Source organism: Pseudomonas sp. TE3552, from assembly GCF_056278945.1.
On record NZ_JBWBQJ010000001.1, the window covers coordinates 3,757,979 to 3,780,718 of the forward strand.

1 protein-coding gene is annotated in these 22,740 nt (G+C 63.2%); it reads left to right on the forward strand.

What is annotated here, in order from left to right; all coding sequences use genetic code 11:
- Positions 1–349: 349 nt before the first annotated feature.
- Positions 350–22,654, forward strand: coding sequence for a VCBS domain-containing protein (locus tag ACZ9BB_RS16935; RefSeq protein ID WP_476214725.1), 22,305 nt, complete (start codon positions 350–352; stop codon positions 22,652–22,654).
- Positions 22,655–22,740: the final 86 nt, after the last annotated feature.

A 22,740-nucleotide genomic window follows, 5' to 3' on the forward strand; every position in this document is an offset into this window, starting at 1 on the left:
GTCAGTGCTGTACCAAAACACGGCCTCACCCAGCCATCACTTCAGGGGTCCCTGCCATATGGGTACTCTCAGATTATTGCGCGCCATGCGCAGCGCAGCCCCGGGCTTGGGCCCTCGTTCGCCCAGCAGCTCCTGCGATTCGCTCCTCAAGTGCGGCGAACTTTTTCACCCCCGCGACACCAGCGTCCCTCTGCCCGCAGCGCCTATTGCGTCGGGCCCGGAATGCCGACGATGTCCGGCGGCCGCCCCGCACCGCTCCTGAACACCCTGAGCGGCACAAACACGGGACTTCGTCCTGTTAGCAGTTTCCCTGGCGATTCCAATAAAAAAACATTCTCGGGAGAAAGACATGGCTACCACCACCACGACCAGCGGCGGCACCGTTACTTCGTTTTCCAATACGCCGCAGGCGCAGGACGACATTTTCACTACAGGTGTCATTGGCACGAGCAACGCGATCATCACTGAAGACCTGCAGGGTGTGGTGTACCTGGACGTCATGTCCAATGACCTGGGTGGCAACGCAAAGACACTCTGGTCACTCGATAACGCGACCAGTCTTTCTACTGCCACCAAGGTTTATGCTCCAGCCGATCTGCTGGTCCAGGACACGTGCAGAATCGAGGCTACGAGTACCGACACCAGCCTAAACGGGGCAAAAATCTGGATTACATCGGATGGCAAAGTCGGCTACGACGCCGCTACTTTATCGACTGCTTTCAAGACGCAACTTCAGGAGCTTGCTGCCGGAGCGTCCCTGGCAGACAGCTTTACGTATGCGATTCGTCTCGGCAATGGCACCCTCAGCTGGGCCACTGCGCAGGTGCAATTCGCAGGTGTGAATGACAGCGTGACGATGAGCCTCGGCGCACAGGCCGGCACCGTAACCGAAGATGCGACCACGACGCCTAGCACAACCGACTCGCTGAGTACGACGGGCACGATTGCATTTAGCGATGTCGATCTGAGCGACACGCATACCGCTTCATTCGTGGCGGCGGGAGGCAATAGCACAGCGCTGGGTAACTTCGCCCTTGCCTCTGTCATTGAAGCGGCCAATGCGGCCAACGGCACCGTTAACTGGACTTATACCGTGAATAATGCGGCAGCCCAGTACCTGGCCCAAGGTCAGACGGCTACCGAAACCTATGTGGTCACCATCAACGATGGGCATGGTTCATCGACAACGCAAAATGTGATCATCACCCTCACCGGCACCAACGACCAGGTGCACATCACCAGCGGCGTGCAGACCGGCGATGCCAAGGAAGACAGCGGCGACTACGCTGCCAACGGCAGCATCACCTTCACCGACGCCGACCTGATCGACACTCACAGCGTCACCGTCACACCGGGCGCTTCCGGCTACCTGGGCAGCTTCACCACAGATCCACTGCACGACAGCACCGGCACGGGCAGCGGTTCGCTGGGCTGGCACTTCGCGGTAGACAACGCCGCCGTGCAGTTCCTGGGCGAAGGCCAGACCCTCACCCAGACCTATAACGTGGCGATCGGCGACGGCACGGTACAGACCGTGACCATTACTATCACCGGCACCAACGACCGGCCGACGCTGACGATTGCCGACACCACCGGCACCATGAGCGAAGGCAACGGTACGGCCACATTGAGCGACAGCGGCGCACTGAGCTTTGCCGATGTGGACAACATCGACGTGGTGACTGTGTCCCACACCTCCAACGGCAACATCGCCTGGAGCGGCGGCACGCTCGATTCGGGCGTGGCTTCGGCACTGGTCGCCGGTTTCTCGGTCGATCAGAACAGCTGGGACTACAGCACCAGCCAGAACCTCGATTTCCTCGGCGCGGGTGAAACCATCACCTTTTCGTACAAGGTGGTCGCCACCGACAACAGCGGTACAGCTAACGCTGCTTCGGCGACGCAGACTGTGACCATCACCATTACCGGCAGCAACGATGCGCCGGTGCTCAGCTTCGCAACGGGCAATGATGCCGGCGCGGTGAAGGAAGACAGCACCCTCAGCGTCAGTGGCCAGTTCAGCTCGACCGACGTCGATCACGCGGCCACAGCCACCTGGAGCATTGCGGGTTCAAATACCGGCAGCTATGGCTCGATCGCGGTGGACAACACCGGTAAGTGGACCTACACCCTGGCCAACGGCACCGATGGCGTTGCCAGTGCCGTGCAGTCGCTGAAGGTGGGCGAAAGTCATGCTGAGGTGTTCAGCGTCCAAGTCAGCGATGGCCTCGGCGGCGTCGCTACCCATCTGGTGACGGTCACCGTCACCGGTAGCAACGATGCACCGGTGCTCAGCTTCGCGTCGGGCAATGATGTGGGCGCGGTGCAGGAAGACAGCACGCTCAGCGTCAGTGGCCAGTTCAACTCGACCGACATCGATCACGCGGCCACTGCCAGCTGGAGCATCAATGGCTCGGCAACTGGAACCTACGGCTCGATCGCCGTCGACAGCACCGGCCAATGGACCTACACCCTGGCCAACGGCACCGATGGCGTCGCCAGTGCCGTGCAATCGCTGAAGGTTGGCGAGAGTCACAACGAAGTGTTCAGCGTCCAGGTCAGCGATGGCCTCGGCGGCGTCGCCACCCATCTGGTCACTGTCACCGTCACCGGTAGCAACGACGCGCCGGTGCTCAGCTTCGCCACCGGCAACGATGCCGGCGCGGTGCAGGAAGACAGCACCCTCAGCGTCAGTGGCCAGTTCAACTCGACCGACGTCGATCACGCGGCCACTGCCAGCTGGAGCATTGCCGGGTCCAATACTGGCACCTACGGCTCGATCGCGGTGGACGGCACCGGTAAGTGGACGTACACCCTGGCCAATGGCACCGATGGCGTTGCCAGTGCGGTGCAATCACTGAAGGTTGGCGAGAGTCACAACGAAGTGTTCAGCGTCCAGGTCAGCGACGGCCTCGGCGGCGTCGCTACCCATCTGGTGACGGTCACAGTCACCGGCAGCAACGATGCACCGGTGCTCAGCTTCGCCACCGGCAATGATGCCGGCGCGGTGCAGGAAGACAGCACCCTCAGCGTCAGCGGCCAGTTCAGCTCGGCCGATATCGACCACGCGGCCACCGCCAGCTGGAGCATCAATGGCTCGGCAACTGGCACCTATGGCTCGATCGCGGTCGACAGCAGCAGCGGCCAGTGGACCTACACCCTGGCCAACGGCACCGATGGTGTTGCCAGTGCGGTGCAATCGCTGAAGGTTGGCGAGAGTCACAACGAAGTGTTCAGCGTGCAGGTCAGCGATGGCCTCGGCGGCGTCGCTACCCATCTGGTCACTGTCACCGTCACCGGCACCAACGACGGCCCAGTCGCGGTGGCCGATGTCGCCGCTGGCACGGAAAACCAGACCCTGACCATCGACGTCCTGGCCAACGACACCGACGTCGACGACGGTCATCTGTTCACCCTGAACAGCGCCAGTGCCCCAATCAGCCAAGGCACCGCCAGCGTGGTCGCCAACCAGCTGCTGTTCAACCCCGGCAGCGACTTTGATCATCTGGCACAAGGCGCCGTCGCGCACGTGACACTCAACTACACCATGCAGGACGAACACGGCGCGCTTTCGAGTTCCACCGTGGACGTCACTATCACCGGCAACAACGACGGCCCAGTCGCGGTGGCCGATGTCGCCGCTGGCACGGAAAACCAATCCCTGACCATCGACGTGCTGACCAACGACACTGATGTCGACGACGGCCACCTGTTCACCCTGAACAGCGCCAGCGCCCCGCTCGGCCAAGGCTCGGCCAGCGTGGTCGCCAACCAATTGGTGTTCACCCCCGGCAGCGACTTCGATCATCTGGCACAAGGCGCCGTCGCGCACGTAACGCTCAGCTACACCATGCAGGACGAACACGGCGCGCTTTCGAGTTCCACCGTGGACGTCACTATCACCGGCACCAATGACGGTCCGGTCGCGGTGGCCGATGTCGCCGCCGGCACGGAAAACCAATCCCTGACCATCGACGTGCTGGCCAACGACACCGACGTCGACGACGGTCACCTGTTCACCCTGAACAGCGCCAGCGCCCCGCTCGGCCAAGGCTCGGCCAGCGTGGTCGCCAACCAATTGGTGTTCACCCCCGGCAGCGACTTCGATCATCTGGCGCAGGGTGCGGTCGCGCACGTGACGCTCAGCTACACCATGCAGGACGAACACGGCGCGCTTTCGAGTTCCACCGTGGACGTGACTATCACCGGCACCAACGACGGTCCGGTCGCGATGGCCGATGTCGCCGCCGGCACGGAAAACCAGACCCTGACCATCGACGTGCTGGCCAACGACACCGACGTCGATGACGGTCATCTGTTCACCCTGAACACTGCCAGCGCCCCGCTCGGCCAGGGCACCGCCAGCGTGGTCGTCAACCAATTGGTGTTCAACCCCGGCAGCGACTTCGACCACCTGGCACAAGGCGCCGTCGCGCACGTGACACTCAGCTACACCATGCAGGACGAACACGGCGCGCTCTCAAGCTCCACCGTGGACGTGACTATCACCGGCACCAACGACGGTCCGGTCGCGATGGCCGATGTCGCCGCCAGCACGGAAAACCAGCCCCTGACCATCAACGTCCTGGCCAACGACACCGACGTCGATGACGGTCATCTGTTCACCCTGAACAGCGCCAGCGCCCCGCTCGGCCAGGGCACCGCCAGCGTGGTCGCCAACCAGCTGCTGTTCAACCCCGGCAGCGACTTCGATCATCTGGCGCAGGGTGCGGTCACGCATGTGACACTCAACTACACCATGCAGGACGAACACGGTGCGCTCTCGAGCTCCACCGTGGACGTGACTATCACCGGCACCAACGACCAACCAACCCTGACAATTGCCGACACCACCGGCGCGATGAACGAGGGCGATGGCGCGGCAATGCTGAGCGACAGCGGCGCCCTGAGCTTTGCCGATCTGGACAGCACCGACGTGGTGACCGTGTCACACACCGCCAACGGCGACATCACCTGGAGCGGCGGCACACTCAATGCGGGCGTGGCTTCGGCACTGGTCGCCGGCTTCTCGGTCGATCAGGACGGCTGGGATTACAGCACCAGCCAGAACCTCGACTTCCTCGGCGCGGGTGAAACCATCACCTTCTCGTACACGGTGGTCGCCACCGATGACAGCGGCGCGGCTAACGCTGCTTCGGCAACGCAGACTGTCAGCATCACCATTACCGGCAGCAACGATGCGCCCGTACTCAGTTTCGCCAGCGGCAACGATGCCGGCGCGGTGCAGGAAGACAGCATCCTCAGCGTCAGTGGCCAGTTCAGCTCGAGCGACATCGACCATGCGGCCACGGCTACCTGGAGCATCGCCGGAACAGCTAACGGCACTTATGGCTCGATCGCCGTGGACAGCAGCGGCCAATGGACTTACACCCTGGCCAACGGCAGCGATGGCGTTGCCGGTGCCGTGCAATCGCTGAAGGCCGGCGAGACTCACGACGAAGTGTTCACCATCCAGGTCAGCGATGGCTTGGGCGGCGTCGACACCCAGCAGATGACCGTCACCGTCACCGGCAGCAACGACGCGCCGGTGCTCAGCTTCGCGTCGGGTAATGAGGTCGGCGCCGTGCAGGAAGACAGCACCCTCAGCGTCAGTGGCCAGTTCAGCTCAAGCGACATCGATCATGCGGCCACCGCCACCTGGTCGATCAATGGCTCGGCAACCGGAACCTACGGCTCGATCGCCGTGGACGGCAGCGGCCAATGGACTTACACCCTGGCAAACGGCAGCGATGGTGTCGCCAGTGCGGTGCAATCGCTGAAGGCCGGTGAAAGTCACGACGAGGTGTTCACCATCCAGGTCAGCGATGGCCTCGGTGGCGTCGACACCCAGCAGGTGACTGTCACCGTCACCGGCAGCAACGATGCGCCAGTGCTCAGTTTCGCGTCGGGTAATGAAGTCGGCGCGGTGCAGGAAGACAGCACCCTCAGCGTCAGTGGCCAGTTCAGCTCAAGCGACATCGATCATGCGGCCACCGCCAGCTGGACCATCAATGGTTCGGCAACTGGCACCTACGGCTCGATCGCCGTCGACAGCACGGGCCAATGGACCTACACCCTGGCCAACGGCAGCGATGGTGTCGCCAGTGCCGTGCAGTCGTTGAAGGCCGGCGAGAGCCATGACGAAGTGTTCAGCGTGCAGGTCAGCGATGGCCTCGGCGGTGTCGACACCCAGCAGGTGACCGTCACTGTCACCGGCAGCAACGATGCGCCGGTGCTCAGTTTCGCCAGCGGCAACGATGTGGGCGCGGTGCAGGAAGACAGCACCCTCAGTGTCAGCGGTCAGTTCAACTCGAGCGACATCGACCATGCAGCCACCGCGACCTGGTCGATCAATGGCTCGGCAACCGGAACCTATGGCTCGATCGCCGTCGACAGCAGCGGCCAATGGACCTACACCCTGGCCAACGGCACCGATGGCGTTGCCAGTGCGGTGCAATCGCTGAAGGTCGGCGAGAGTCATAACGAAGTGTTCACCATCCAGGTCAGCGATGGCTTGGGCGGCGTCGACACCCAGCAGGTGACCGTCACCGTCACCGGCAGCAATGACGCGCCGGTGCTGAGCTTCGCGTCGGGCAACGATGCCGGTTCGGTGCAGGAGGACAGCATCCTCAGCGTCAGTGGCCAGTTCAACTCGACCGACATCGACCATGCGGCCACCGCCACCTGGAGCATTGCCGGGTCAAACACCGGCAGCTACGGCTCGATCGCCGTGGACAGCAGCGGTCAATGGACCTACACGTTAGCCAATGGCAGCGATGGTGTCGCCAGTGCCGTGCAGTCGCTGAAGGCCGGCGAGACTCACAACGAAGTGTTCACCATCCAAGTCAGCGATGGCCTCGGCGGTGTCGACACCCAACAGGTGACTGTCACTGTCACCGGCAGCAACGACGCCCCCGTACTCAGTTTCGCCAGCGGCAACGATGCCGGCGCGGTGCAGGAAGACAGTATCCTCAGCGTCAGTGGCCAGTTCAGCTCGGCCGACATCGATCATGCGGCCACGGCCAGCTGGACCATCAATGGCTCGGCAACCGGAGCCTATGGCTCGATCGCCGTCGACAGCAGCGGCCAATGGACTTACACCCTGGCCAATGGCAGCGATGGCGTCGCCAGTGCCGTGCAATCACTGAAGGCCGGCGAGAGCCACGACGAGGTGTTCACCATCCAGGTCAGCGATGGCCTCGGTGGCGTCGACACCCAGCAGGTGACTGTCACCGTCACCGGCAGCAACGACGCGCCGGTACTCAGTTTCGCCAGCGGCAACGAGCTTGGCGCGGTGCAGGAAGACAGCATCCTCAGCGTCAGTGGCCAATTCAGCTCAGCCGATATCGACCACGATGCCACGGCCAGCTGGACCATCAATGGCTCGGCAACCGGAACCTATGGCTCGATCGCCGTCGACAGCATCACCGGCCAATGGACGTACACCCTGGCCAACGGCACCGACGGTGTCGCCAGTGCCGTGCAATCGCTGAAGGCCGGAGAGAGTCATGACGAAGTGTTCACCATCCAGGTCAGCGATGGCCTCGGCGGTGTCGACACCCAGCAGGTAACCGTCACTGTCACCGGCAGCAATGACGCACCGGTGCTCAGTTTCGCGTCGGGTAACGATGCCGGCGCGGTGCAGGAAGACACTACCCTCAGCGTCAGTGGTCAGTTCAGTTCAAGCGACATCGATCATGCGGCCACCGCCAGCTGGAGCATCAATGGCCCGGCAACTGGAACCTATGGCTCGATCGCCGTCGACAGCAGCGGCCAATGGACTTATACCCTGGCCAACGGCACCGATGGCGTTGCCAGTGCGGTGCAATCGCTGAAGGCCGGCGAGAGTCATGACGAGGTGTTCAGTGTGCAGGTCAGCGATGGCTTGGGCGGTGTCGACACTCAACAGGTGACCGTCACCGTCACCGGCAGCAACGATGCGCCAGTGCTCAGTTTTGCCACCGGCAACGATGCCGGCGCGGTGCAGGAAGACACTACCCTCAGCGTCAGCGGCCAGTTCAGCTCAAGCGACATCGATCATGCAGCCACCGCGACCTGGAGCATTGCCGGGTCCAATACCGGCAGCTACGGTTCCATCGCCGTCGACAGCACAGGCCAATGGACGTACACCCTGGCCAACGGCACCGATGGCGTTGCCAGTGCGGTGCAGTCGCTGAAGGCCGGAGAGAGTCATGACGAAGTGTTCAGTGTGCAGGTCAGCGATGGCTTGGGCGGTGTCGACACTCAACAGGTGACCGTCACCGTCACTGGCAGCAACGATGCGCCGGTGCTCAGTTTTGCCAGCGGCAACGATGCCGGCGCCGTGCAGGAAGACAGCATCCTCAGCGTCAGCGGCCAATTCAGCTCGGCCGACATCGATCACGCGGCCACCGCCACCTGGTCGATCAATGGCTCGGCAACTGGAACCTACGGCTCCATCGCCGTCGACAGCACCGGCCAGTGGACCTACACGTTGACCAACGGCACCGATGGCGTCGCCAGTACCGTGCAGTCACTGAAGGCTGGCGAAAGTCATGATGAAGTGTTCAGCGTGCAGGTCAGCGACGGCCTCGGCGGCATCGACACCCAGCAAGTGACCGTCACCGTCACCGGCACCAATGACGGTCCGGTCGCGGTGGCCGATGTCGCCGCCGGCACGGAAAACCAGACCCTGACCATCGACGTGCTGGCCAACGACACCGACGTCGACGACGGTCATCTGTTCACCCTGAACAGCGCCAGTGCCCCAATCAGCCAAGGCACCGCCAGCGTGGTCGCCAACCAGCTGGTGTTCACCCCCGGCAGCGACTTCGATCATCTGGCACAAGGCGCCGTCGCGCACGTGACGCTCAGCTACACCATGCAGGACGAACACGGCGCGCTCTCGTCTAGTACTGTGGACGTCACTATCACCGGCACCAACGACGGCCCAGTCGCGATGGCCGATGTCGCCGCTGGCACGGAAAACCAGCCCCTGACCATCGACGTCCTGGCCAACGACACCGACGTCGACGACGGTCATCTGTTCACCCTGAACAGCGCCAGTGCCCCAATCAGCCAAGGCACCGCCAGCGTGGTCGCCAACCAGCTGCTGTTCAACCCCGGCAGCGACTTTGATCATCTGGCACAAGGCGCCGTCGCGCACGTGACGCTCAGCTACACCATGCAGGACGAACACGGCGCGCTCTCGTCTAGTACTGTGGACGTCACTATCACCGGCACCAACGACGGCCCAGTCGCGATGGCCGATGTCGCCGCCAGCACGGAAAACCAGCCCCTGACCATCAACGTCCTGGCCAACGACACCGACGTCGATGACGGTCATCTGTTCACCCTGAACAGCGCCAATGCCCCGCTCGGCCAGGGCACCGCCAGCGTGGTCGCCAACCAGCTGGTGTTCAACCCTGGCAGCGACTTTGATCATCTGGCGCAAGGTGCGGTCACGCATGTGACACTCAACTACACCATGCAGGACGAACACGGCGCACTCTCGAGTTCCACCGTGGACGTGACCATCACCGGTACCAACGACCAACCAACCCTGACAATTGCCGACACCACCGGCGCGATGAACGAAGGCGATGGCGCGGCGATGCTGAGCGACAGCGGCGCACTGAGCTTTGCCGATCTGGACAGCACCGACGTGGTGACCGTGTCGCACACCGCCAACGGCGACATCACCTGGAGCGGCGGCACGCTCAATGCGGGCGTGGCTTCGGCACTGGTCTCCGGCTTCTCGGTCGATCAGGACAGCTGGGATTACAGTACCAGCCAGAACCTCGACTTCCTCGGCGCAGGTGAAACCATCACCTTCTCGTACACGGTGGTCGCCACCGATGACAGTGGCGCGGCTAACGCTGCTTCGGCAACGCAGACTGTCAGCATCACCATTACCGGCAGCAACGATGCGCCCGTGCTGAGCTTCGCGCCCAGCAACGATGCCGGCATTGTGCAGGAAGACAGCACCCTCAGCGTCAGCGGCCAATTCAACTCGACCGACATCGATCACGCGGCCACGGCTACCTGGAGCATTGCCGGGTCCAATACCGGCAGCTATGGCTCGATCGCGGTCGACAGTAGCGGCCAGTGGACCTACACCCTGGCCAACGGCACCGACGGTGTCGCCAGTGCCGTGCAATCGTTGAAAGCCGGTGAAAGTCACGACGAGGTGTTCAGCATCCAGGTCAGTGATGGCCTCGGTGGCGTCGACACCCAGCAGGTGACTGTCACCGTCACCGGTAGCAACGACGCCCCCGTACTCAGTTTCGCGTCGAGTAATGAGGTCGGCGCGGTGCAGGAAGACAGCATCCTCAGCGTCAGCGGCCAGTTCAGCTCGGCCGACATCGATCACGATGCCACCGCTACCTGGAGCATTGCCGGGTCCAATACCGGCAGCTACGGCTCGATCGCCGTGGACAGCACTGGCCAGTGGACGTACACCCTGGCCAACGGCAGCGATGGCGTTGCCAGTGCCGTGCAATCACTGAAAGCCGGCGAGAGTCACGATGAAGTGTTCAGCGTGCAAGTCAGCGACGGCCTCGGTGGCGTCGACACCCAGCAGGTGACCGTCACCGTCACCGGCAGCAACGATGCACCGGTGCTCAATTTCACGTCGGGCAATGATGTGGGCGCGGTGCAGGAAGACAGCACCCTCAGTGTCAGCGGCCAGTTCAGCTCAAGCGACATCGACCACGATGCCACCGCCACCTGGAGCATTGCCGGGTCCAATACCGGCAGCTATGGCTCGATCGCCGTCGACAGCACGGGCCAGTGGACCTACACCTTGGCCAACGGCACCGATGGCGTTGCCAGTGCCGTGCAATCACTGAAAGCCGGCGAGAGTCACGATGAAGTGTTCAGCGTGCAAGTCAGCGACGGCCTCGGTGGCGTCGACACCCAGCAGGTGACCGTCACCGTCACCGGCAGCAACGATGCACCGGTGCTCAATTTCACGTCGGGCAATGATGTGGGCGCGGTGCAGGAAGACAGCACCCTCAGTGTCAGCGGCCAGTTCAGCTCAAGCGACATCGACCACGATGCCACCGCCACCTGGAGCATTGCCGGCTCCAATACCGGCAGCTACGGCTCGATCGCCGTCGACAGCACGGGCCAGTGGACCTACACCTTGGCCAACGGCAGCGATGGCGTCGCCGGCGCGGTGCAATCGCTGAAGGCCGGCGAGAGCCATAACGAGGTGTTCAGCGTGCAGGTCAGCGACGGCCTCGGTGGCGTCGCCACCCAGCAAGTGACCGTCACTGTCACTGGCAGCAACGATGCGCCGGTGCTGAGCTTCGCGTCAGGTAATGAAGTGGGCGCGGTGCAGGAAGACAGCACCCTCAGCGTCAGCGGCCAGTTCAGCTCGGCCGACATCGACCACGATGCCACCGCCACTTGGAGTATTACCGGGTCCAATACCGGCACTTACGGCTCGATCGCCGTCGACAGCACGGGCCAGTGGACCTACACCTTGGCCAACGGCAGCGATGGCGTTGCCAGTGCCGTGCAATCACTGAAAGCCGGCGAGAGTCACGACGAAGTGTTCAGCGTGCAGGTCAGCGATGGCCTCGGCGGTGTCGACACCCAGCAGGTGACCGTCACCGTCACCGGCAGCAACGACGCGCCAGTGCTCAGTTTCGCGTCGGGCAACGATGTCGGCGCCGTGCAGGAAGACAGCACGCTTAGCGTCAGTGGCCAGTTCAGCTCGAGCGACATCGACCACGATGCCACCGCCACCTGGAGTATTACCGGGTCCAATACCGGCACTTACGGCTCGATCGCCGTCGACAGCACGGGCCAGTGGACCTACACCCTGGCCAACGGCACCGATGGCGTTGCCAGTGCCGTGCAATCGCTGAAGGCTGGCGAGAGTCATGACGAGGTGTTCACCATCCAGGTCAGCGATGGCCTCGGCGGTGTCGACACCCAGCAGGTGACTGTCACCGTCACCGGCAGCAACGATGCGCCAGTGCTCAGTTTCGCGTCGGGTAATGAAGTCGGCGCGGTGCAGGAAGACAGCATCCTCAGCGTCAGCGGCCAGTTCAGCTCGGCCGACATCGACCATGCGGCCACCGCCACCTGGTCGATCAATGGCTCGGCAACTGGAACCTACGGCTCGATCGCCGTCGACAGCACGGGCCAGTGGACTTACACCCTGGCCAACGGCAGCGATGGCGTTGCCAGTGCCGTGCAATCGCTGAAGGTTGGCGAGAGTCACAACGAAGTGTTCAGTGTGCAGGTCAGTGATGGCCTCGGTGGCATCGACACCCAGCAGGTGACCGTCACCGTCACCGGCAGCAACGATGCGCCAGTGCTCAGTTTCGCGTCGGGTAATGAAGTGGGCGCGGTGCAGGAAGACAGCATCCTCAGCGTCAGCGGCCAGTTCAGCTCGGCCGACATCGACCATGCGGCCACCGCCACCTGGTCGATCAATGGCTCGGCAACTGGAACCTACGGCTCGATCGCCGTCGACAGCACGGGCCAGTGGACTTACACCCTGGCCAACGGCAGCGATGGCGTTGCCAGTGCCGTGCAATCGCTGAAGGTTGGCGAGAGTCACAACGAAGTGTTCAGTGTGCAGGTCAGTGATGGCCTCGGTGGCATCGACACCCAGCAGGTGACCGTCACCGTCACCGGCAGCAACGACGCCCCCGTACTCAGCTTCGCCAGCGGCAACGATGTCGGCGCGGTGCAGGAAGACAGCATCCTCAGCGTCAGCGGCCAGTTCAGCTCAAGCGACATCGACCATGCGGCCACGGCTACCTGGAGCATCGCCGGAACAGCTAACGGCACTTATGGCTCGATCGCCGTGGACAGCAGCGGTCAATGGACCTACACGTTAGCCAATGGCAGCGATGGCGTCGCCAGTGCCGTGCAATCACTGAAGGCCGGCGAGAGCCACGACGAGGTGTTCACCATCCAGGTCAGCGACGGCCTAGGTGGCGTCGACACCCAGCAGGTGACCGTCACTGTCACTGGCAGCAACGATGCGCCAGTGCTGAGCTTCGCGTCGGGCAACGATGTCGGCGCGGTGCAGGAAGACACCAGCCTCAGCGTCAGCGGCCAGTTCAGCTCAGCCGACATCGATCATGCGGCCACCGCCACCTGGAGCATCGCCGGGTCCAATACCGGCACTTACGGCTCGATCGCCGTCGACAGCAGCGGCCAGTGGACCTACACCCTGGCCAACGGCAGCGATGGCGTCGCCAGTGCCGTGCAATCGTTGAAAGCCGGTGAAAGTCACGACGAGGTGTTCAGCATCCAGGTCAGCGACGGCCTAGGTGGCGTCGACACCCAGCAGGTGACCGTCACCGTCACTGGCAGCAATGACGCACCGGTGCTCAGCTTCGCCAGCGGCAATGATGCCGGTGCGGTGCAGGAGGACAGCATCCTCAGCGTCAGTGGCCAGTTCAACTCGACCGACATCGACCATGCGGCCACCGCCACCTGGAGCATTGCCGGGTCCAATACCGGCACTTACGGCTCGATCGCCGTGGACGGCAGCGGCCAATGGACGTACACCCTGGCCAACGGCACCGATGGCGTTGCCAGTGCCGTGCAATCGCTGAAGGCCGGCGAGACTCACGACGAAGTGTTCACCATCCAGGTCAGCGATGGCCTCGGCGGCGTCGACACCCAGCAGGTGACTGTCACCGTCACCGGCAGCAACGATGCGCCAGTGCTCAGTTTCGCGTCGGGTAATGAAGTGGGCGCGGTGCAGGAAGACAGCATCCTCAGCGTCAGCGGCCAGTTCAGCTCGGCCGACATCGACCATGCGGCCACCGCCACCTGGTCGATCAATGGCTCGGCAACTGGAACCTACGGCTCGATCGCCGTCGACAGCACGGGCCAGTGGACTTACACCCTGGCCAACGGCAGCGATGGCGTTGCCAGTGCCGTGCAATCGCTGAAGGTTGGCGAGAGTCACAACGAAGTGTTCAGTGTGCAGGTCAGTGATGGCCTCGGTGGCATCGACACCCAGCAGGTGACCGTCACCGTCACCGGCAGCAACGATGCGCCAGTGCTCAGTTTCGCGTCGGGTAATGAAGTGGGCGCGGTGCAGGAAGACACCACCCTCAGCGTCAGCGGCCAGTTCAGCTCGGCCGACATCGACCACGATGCCACCGCCACCTGGAGCATTGCCGGGTCCAATACCGGCACTTACGGCTCGATCGCCGTGGACGGCAGCGGCCAATGGACTTACACCCTGGCCAACGGCACCGACGGTGTCGCCAGTGCCGTGCAATCGTTGAAAGCCGGTGAAAGTCACGACGAGGTGTTCAGCATCCAGGTCAGTGATGGCCTCGGTGGCGTCGACACCCAGCAGGTGACTGTCACCGTCACCGGTAGCAACGACGCCCCCGTGCTCAGTTTCGCGTCGAGTAATGAAGTGGGCGCGGTGCAGGAAGACAGCACCCTCAGCGTCAGTGGCCAGTTCAGCTCAAGCGACATCGACCATGCGGCCACCGCCAGCTGGTCCATCAATGGCTCGGCAGCTGGAACCTACGGCTCGATCGCCGTCGACAGCAGCGGCCAATGGACCTACACCCTGGCCAACGGCAGCGATGGTGTCGCCAGTGCGGTGCAATCGCTGAAGGCCGGCGAGAGCCACGACGAGGTGTTCAGCATCCAGGTCAGCGATGGCTTGGGCGGCGTCGACACCCAGCAGGTGACCGTCACCGTCACCGGCAGCAACGACGCCCCCGTACTCAGCTTCGCCAGCGGCAACGATGTCGGCGCGGTGCAGGAAGACAGCATCCTCAGCGTCAGCGGCCAGTTCAGCTCAAGCGACATCGACCATGCGGCCACCGCCACCTGGAGCATCGCCGGGTCCAATACCGGCACTTACGGCTCGATCGCCGTCGACAGCAGCGGCCAGTGGACCTACACCCTGGCCAACGGCAGCGATGGCGTCGCCAGTGCCGTGCAATCGTTGAAAGCCGGTGAAAGTCACGACGAGGTGTTCAGCATCCAGGTCAGCGACGGCCTAGGTGGCGTCGACACCCAGCAGGTGACCGTCACCGTCACTGGCAGCAACGATGCGCCAGTGCTGAGCTTCGCGTCGGGCAACGATGTCGGCGCGGTGCAGGAAGACACCAGCCTCAGCGTCAGTGGCCAGTTCAACTCGACCGACATCGACCATGCGGCCACCGCCACCTGGTCCATCAATGGCTCGCCGACTGGCAGCTACGGCTCGATCGCCGTCGACAGCAGCGGCCAATGGACCTACACCCTGGCCAACGGCAGCGATGGCGTTGCCGGTGCCGTGCAATCGCTGAAGGCCGGCGAGAGCCATGACGAAGTGTTCAGCATCCAGGTCAGCGATGGCCTCGGTGGCGTCGACACCCAGCAGGTGACTGTCACCGTCACCGGTAGCAACGACGCGCCGGTGCTCAACTTCGCGAGCGGTAACGATGTCGGTGCGGTGCAGGAGGACAGCACGCTCAGCGTCAGCGGCCAGTTCAGCTCGGCCGATATCGATCACAATGCCACGGCCAGCTGGACCATCAATGGCTCGGCAACCGGAACCTATGGCTCGATCGCCGTCGACAGCAGCGGCCAGTGGACCTACACGTTGGCCAACGGCAGCGATGGCGTCGCCGGCGCGGTGCAATCGCTGAAGGCCGGCGAGAGCCATAACGAGGTGTTCAGCGTGCAGGTCAGCGACGGCCTCGGTGGCGTCGCCACCCAGCAAGTGACCGTCACTGTCACTGGCAGCAACGATGCGCCGGTGCTGAGCTTCGCGTCAGGTAATGAAGTGGGCGCGGTGCAGGAAGACAGCACCCTCAGCGTCAGCGGCCAGTTCAGCTCGGCCGACATCGACCACGATGCCACCGCCACTTGGAGTATTACCGGGTCCAATACCGGCACTTACGGCTCGATCGCCGTCGACAGCACGGGCCAGTGGACCTACACCTTGGCCAACGGCAGCGATGGCGTTGCCAGTGCCGTGCAATCACTGAAAGCCGGCGAGAGTCACGACGAAGTGTTCAGCGTGCAGGTCAGCGATGGCCTCGGCGGTGTCGACACCCAGCAGGTGACCGTCACCGTCACCGGTAGCAACGACGCCCCCGTGCTCAGTTTCGCGTCGAGTAATGAAGTGGGCGCGGTGCAGGAAGACAGCACCCTCAGCGTCAGCGGCCAGTTCAGCTCAGCCGACATCGATCATGCGGCCACCGCCACCTGGAGCATCGCCGGGTCCAATACCGGCACTTACGGCTCGATCGCCGTCGACAGCAGCGGCCAATGGACCTACACCTTGGCCAACGGCACCGATGGCGTTGCCAGTGCCGTGCAATCACTGAAAGCCGGCGAGAGTCACGACGAAGTGTTCAGCGTGCAGGTCAGCGATGGCCTGGGCGGCGTCGACACTCAGCAGGTGACTGTCACTGTCACCGGCAGCAACGACGCGCCAGTGCTCAGTTTCGCGTCGGGCAACGATGTCGGCGCGGTGCAGGAAGACACCACCCTCAGCGTCAGCGGCCAGTTCAGCTCGGCCGACATCGACCACGATGCCACCGCCACCTGGAGCATTGCCGGGTCCAATACCGGCACTTACGGTTCCATCGCCGTCGACAGCACTGGCCAATGGACCTACACCCTGGCCAACGGCAGCGATGGCGTCGCCGGTGCCGTGCAATCACTGAAGGCCGGCGAGAGTCATGATGAAGTGTTCACCATCCAGGTCAGCGATGGCCTGGGCGGCGTCGACACTCAGCAGGTGACTGTCACTGTCACCGGCAGCAACGACGCCCCCGTACTCAGCTTCGCCAGCGGCAACGATGTCGGCGCCGTGCAGGAAGACAGCATCCTCAGCGTCAGCGGCCAGTTCAGCTCAAGCGACATCGACCATGCGGCCACGGCTACCTGGAGCATCGCCGGAACAGCTAACGGCACTTATGGCTCGATCGCCGTGGACAGCAGCGGTCAATGGACCTACACGTTAGCCAATGGCAGCGATGGCGTCGCCAGTGCCGTGCAATCACTGAAGGCCGGCGAGAGCCACGACGAGGTGTTCACCATCCAGGTCAGCGATGGCCTCGGCGGCGTCGACACCCAGCAGGTGACCGTCACCGTCACCGGCAGCAACGACGCCCCCGTACTCAGCTTCGCCAGCGGCAACGATGTCGGCGCGGTGCAGGAAGACAGCATCCTCAGCGTCAGCGGCCAGTTCAGCTCAAGCGACATCGACCATGCGGCCACGGCTACCTGGAGCATCGCCGGAACAGCTAACGGCACTTATGGCTCGATCGCCGTGGACAGCAGCGGCCAATGGACTTACACCCTGGCCAACGGCAGCGATGGCGTTGCCGGTGCCGTGCAATCGCTGAAGGCCGGCGAGAGCCACGACGAGGTGTTCACCATCCAGGTCAGCGATGGCCTCGGCGGCGTCGACACCCAGCAGGTGACCGTCACCGTCACCGGCAGCAACGACGCGCCGGTGCTCAGCTTCGCGTCGGGTAATGAGGTCGGCGCCGTGCAGGAAGACAGCACCCTCAGCGTCAGTGGCCAGTTCAGCTCAAGCGACATCGACCATGCGGCCACCGCCACCTGGTCGATCAATGGCTCGGCAACCGGAACCTACGGCTCGATCGCCGTGGACAGCAGCGGCCAATGGACTTACACCCTGGCCAACGGCAGCGATGGCGTTGCCGGTGCGGTGCAATCGCTGAAGGCCGGCGAGACTCACGACGAAGTGTTCACCATCCAGGTCAGCGATGGCTTGGGCGGCGTCGACACCCAGCAGATGACCGTCACCGTCACCGGCAGCAACGACGCGCCGGTGCTCAGCTTCGCGTCGGGTAATGAGGTCGGCGCCGTGCAGGAAGACAGCACCCTCAGCGTCAGTGGCCAGTTCAGCTCAAGCGACATCGATCATGCGGCCACCGCCACCTGGTCGATCAATGGCTCGGCAACCGGAACCTACGGCTCGATCGCCGTGGACGGCAGCGGCCAATGGACTTACACCCTGGCCAACGGCAGCGATGGCGTTGCCAGTGCGGTGCAGTCGCTGAAGGCCGGCGAAAGTCATAACGAAGTGTTCAGCGTGCAGGTCAGCGATGGCCTCGGCGGCGTCGACACCCAGCAGGTGACCGTGACCGTCACCGGCAGCAACGACGCCGCAGTGCTGTCCTCGGCCAGCGTCACGCTGAGCGAAACCAATGCTCCGCTGACCACCGGTGGCAGCCTGACCGTCAGCGATATCGACAGCCCGGAAAGCTTCCAGGCGCAGTCCGGCACTACCAGCGCCAACGGGACCTTCGCCATCGATGCCGCGGGTAACTGGAGCTATACCGCCAACTCGGCCTTCGATGCACTCAATGTCGGCGACAGCCTGACCGACACCTTCGCGGTATTCAGTGCTGATGGCACCGAGACCTCGGTCAGCGTCACCATCAACGGCACTAACGATGCACCGGTAACCGACCTGAACGGTGGAAGCGTCGGCAGCGACGCGACCGCAGCCTTCACCGAACAGACCTCCGTGCTGATCGCCCCGTCGGCGACCATCACCGACGTCGACTCGGCCAACCTGACCTCGATGACGGCGACGCTGACGGTGCGCCCTGACGGCAACACCACCGAGTCGCTATCGCTTAACGCGAGCGCCACTACCGCAGCGGCCGGCCTGACGGTCAGCTACACCACCAGCACCGGCGTGCTGTCGATCACCGGTTCGGCCAGTAAGGCCACATACCAGACGATTCTGGACGGCATCCTCTACAACAACTCCAGCAATACGCCGACCACTTCTGATCGGACAGTGAACGTTCTGGTCAGCGACGGCATCGACAGCAGCATCTCGCACAGCGTCACCCTCGGCATCACCGCGCTCAACGACACGCCAGTGAACACGCTGCCGGCAAGCTACACGACGAATGAAGACACCGCATTCAAGCTCAGCGGTCTGTCGGTGGCTGACGTCGACGCAGGCACTGGCAACATCTCCGTCACGCTCACGGTCGGCAGCGGCTCGTTAACGGCCGCGACAGCAGGCAGTGTCACGGTCAGCGGCTCAGGCACCAGCAGCATCGTGCTCACGGGTACCCTCGCCAACATCAACACTTACCTGGCCACGGTCGCCAACCAGCCGACCTACACCCCGGTTGCCAATGCCAACGGTGCGGTCACCCTGACCATGCTGACCAATGACGGCGGCAACACAGGCACTGGTGGTGCACTGAGCGACAGCGACACGATCAACATCAACATCACCGCGCTCAACGACACGCCGGTGAACTCGCTGCCGGCAAGCTACACGACGAATGAAGACACTGCGTTCAAGCTCAGCGGCCTGTCGGTGGCAGACGTCGACGCAGGCGCTGGCAGCATCTCGGTCACGCTCACGGTCGGCAGCGGCTCGTTAACGGCCGCGACAGCGGGCAGTGTCTCGGTCAGCGGCTCAGGCACCAGCAGCATCGTGCTCACGGGTACCCTCGCCAACATCAACACTTACCTGGCCACGGTCGCCAACCAGCCGACCTACACCCCGACTGCCAATGCCAACGGTACGGTCACCCTGACCATGCTGACCAATGACGGTGGCAACACGGGCACTGGTGGAGCACTGAGCGACAGCGACACGATCAACATCAACATCACTGCGCTCAACGACACACCGGTGAACACGCTGCCGGCAAGCTACACAACGAATGAAGACACTGCATTCAAGCTCAGCGGCCTGTCGGTGGCAGACGTCGACGCTGGCGCTGGCAGCATCTCGGTCACGCTCACGGTCGGCAGCGGCTCGTTAACGGCCGCGACAGCAGGCAGTGTCACGGTCAGCGGCTCGGGCACCAGCAGCATCGTGCTCACCGGTACCCTCGCCAACATCAACACTTACCTGGCCACGGTCGCCAACCAGCCGACCTACACCCCGGTTGCCAATGCCAACGGTGCGGTCACCCTGACCATGCTGACCAATGACGGTGGCAACACGGGCACTGGTGGAGCACTGAGCGACAGCGACACGATCAACATCAACATCACTGCGCTCAACGACACACCGGTGAACACGCTGCCGGCAAGCTACACGACGAATGAAGACACTGCATTCAAGCTCAGCGGCCTGTCGGTGGCAGACGTCGACGCTGGCGCTGGCAGCATCTCGGTCACGCTCACGGTCGGCAGCGGCTCGTTAACGGCCGCGACAGCAGGCAGTGTCACGGTCAGCGGCTCGGGCACCAGCAGCATCGTGCTCACCGGTACCCTCGCCAACATCAATACTTACCTGGCCACGGTCGCCAACCAGCCAACCTACACCCCGGTTGCCAATGCCAACGGTGCGGTCACCCTGACCATGCTGACCAATGACGGTGGCAACACGGGCACTGGTGGTGCGCTGAGCGACAGCGACACGGTCAACATCAACATCACCGCGGTTAACGACGCACCGGTACTCGACCTGAATGGTGCGGCGGCCGGTAATAATGCAACAGCGAACTATTCAGGCACCTCAGCGCTATCGATCGCCCCATCGGCGACGCTCACCGATGTTGACTCCACTAACATGACGTCGCTGACAGTCACGTTGACAAATCGACCGGACGGCGACAACAAGGAGTCGCTTTCGCTCAACGCGGCGGCAACGACCGCCGCCACCGGCCTCACCGTGAGCTACACCGCCGGCACCGGCGAGCTGTCGATCACGGGCTCGGCCACCAAGGCGATCTACCAGACGATTCTCGATGGCATCCAATACACTGACACAAAAACTGGAAACCGCGATACCACAACCCCTCGCATAGTGAACGTGGTGGTCAACGACGGTACGAACGTCAGTGCTACACAGACCGTCACGATAAGTGTGGCAACACCTGCAGGCGTGGCAGGACAGCCCATTAACCTGGCCCTGACCAACCCATCTGCAGACCATAGCGTTCAAGTTAGGGTAACGATCAGCGGTGTTCCAGCGGACTGGATAGTGAACGGCGCCACGCATCTCGGCGACGGCAGCTGGACGCTCACCACCATCGATCCCTCGGTACTCTCCGTCACTACGACGGCAGGCTATGTCGGCGCTATGGTGTTGCATGTAACGGAGACCTGGACCAACGCAGACGGGACCACAGGAAGCGCCATCGTCTTGGATAACGTAGAAGCCTACGCCCCTGGAGCGCCAATCTTCGCCTTGTCCAGCGACGACAACCTGACCGGCTCGTCCGGTGCCGACACCTTCGTCTTCGCCCAGCCGATCGGCAACAACCAGATCTACAACTTCGATGCCGCAGCGGACAAGATCGACCTGATCGGCTTCACGGGCGTCAACGGCTTTGCTGACGTGAGCATCACTAACGACGCAAACGGCAATGCGCTGGTCAGCATGGGCTCCGGCCAGACGATCACCCTGAAAGGTGTCGACGCGGCGAGCTTGAGCGAAGCGAACTTCCAGTTCGATACCGACCCGATCACCAACAACGCCGGTACCATCACCATTGCCGACGGCGCGATCATGCCGTTCGGTGGCAGTATCCATAACAGCGGCACTATCGAGCTCGGCTCCGCCGGCAGCACGACCAGTCTTGAGATTCTGTTCCGTGGCGCGACCTTGACCGGTGGCGGCCAGGTGCTGCTATCCGACAACGCGCAAAACGTGATTTTCGGCGGCAGCGCCGACACCGTGCTGAACAACGTCGACAACCGCATTTCCGGCGCCGGCCAGTTGGGTGCCGGGCAGATGGTGCTGATCAACGCGGGGCTGATCATGGCCAGCGGGCTGAACAGCCTGGTACTCGACACCGGCACCCACACCATCACCAACAGCGGGGTGCTGGAGTCCACAGGCCCAGGCGGCATGACGGTTGCCAGTACGGTCGAAAACACCGGGCACCTGTGGGCCAATGGTGGCGATCTGCGCCTGCTGGCCGACGTGACCGGCGATGGCAGCGCGACCATCGACGGCGACGCGACCCTGACCTTCTCCGGTGCTGCACACGGGTCCGTCGCCTTCCACGGCGAAGGCGCCGGCACGCTGGTGATCGCCCAGGCCGAAACGGCGGGCTCGCTGGTCGGCATCCTCGGCCTTGAGAGCGATGACATGTTGACGTTCGGCAATGTGGCTTTCGGCGCCAACACCCAGCTCAGCTACAACGCCAACGCCTCTGGCGCCGGCGGCCTGCTGACGGTGGACGACGGCGTGCATCGGGCCGAGGTGAACCTGATGGGGCATTACTCGGCGGAAGACTTCCAGGTCACCGACGGCGGCGCGGCCGGCACTCAAGTCAGTTACCACGGAGAATCCAGCGGCACTCTGGTGGGCACCATGCTCGCAGACACGATCAGTGGCGGCGACGGCAACGACATCATTGTGGGTCGTGGCGGCGCAGACACGCTCAGCGGCGGCGCGGGAGCCGACGTGTTCGCCTACTTCAACGTGAATGAAGGCGGCGACCATATCCTCGACTACAACTACGCCGAAGGAGACAAAATCGACCTCTCCGCGCTGCTCAAGGCCAACTTTGTCGCCGGCACCAGCCAGGTGTCGGACTTTGTCCAAGTGGTGCAGACCGGCAGCGACATCACCGTGAAGGTGGACCCTGATGGCGCAAGCAATGGCAAGAACTTCGTCGATGTGGCAGTGCTTGACCACACTGGTACGCCTGGGCCCGATCTGGTGCGCACTTGGTTCGGGGATACGGACCACACGCTGACGGCGTGATGTTGGGCTGGAGTTGAGCAGTTGATGATAGTGGAGACCAGGGAAGGTCGAACCATTATCCGGCTACTCAACTCCTTCGCTCACGC

Coding starts and splice junctions, on each gene's coding strand:
- ACZ9BB_RS16935 (WP_476214725.1), top strand. CDS start 350: ATGGCTACCACCACCACGACCAGCGGCGGCACCGTTACTTCGTTTTCC.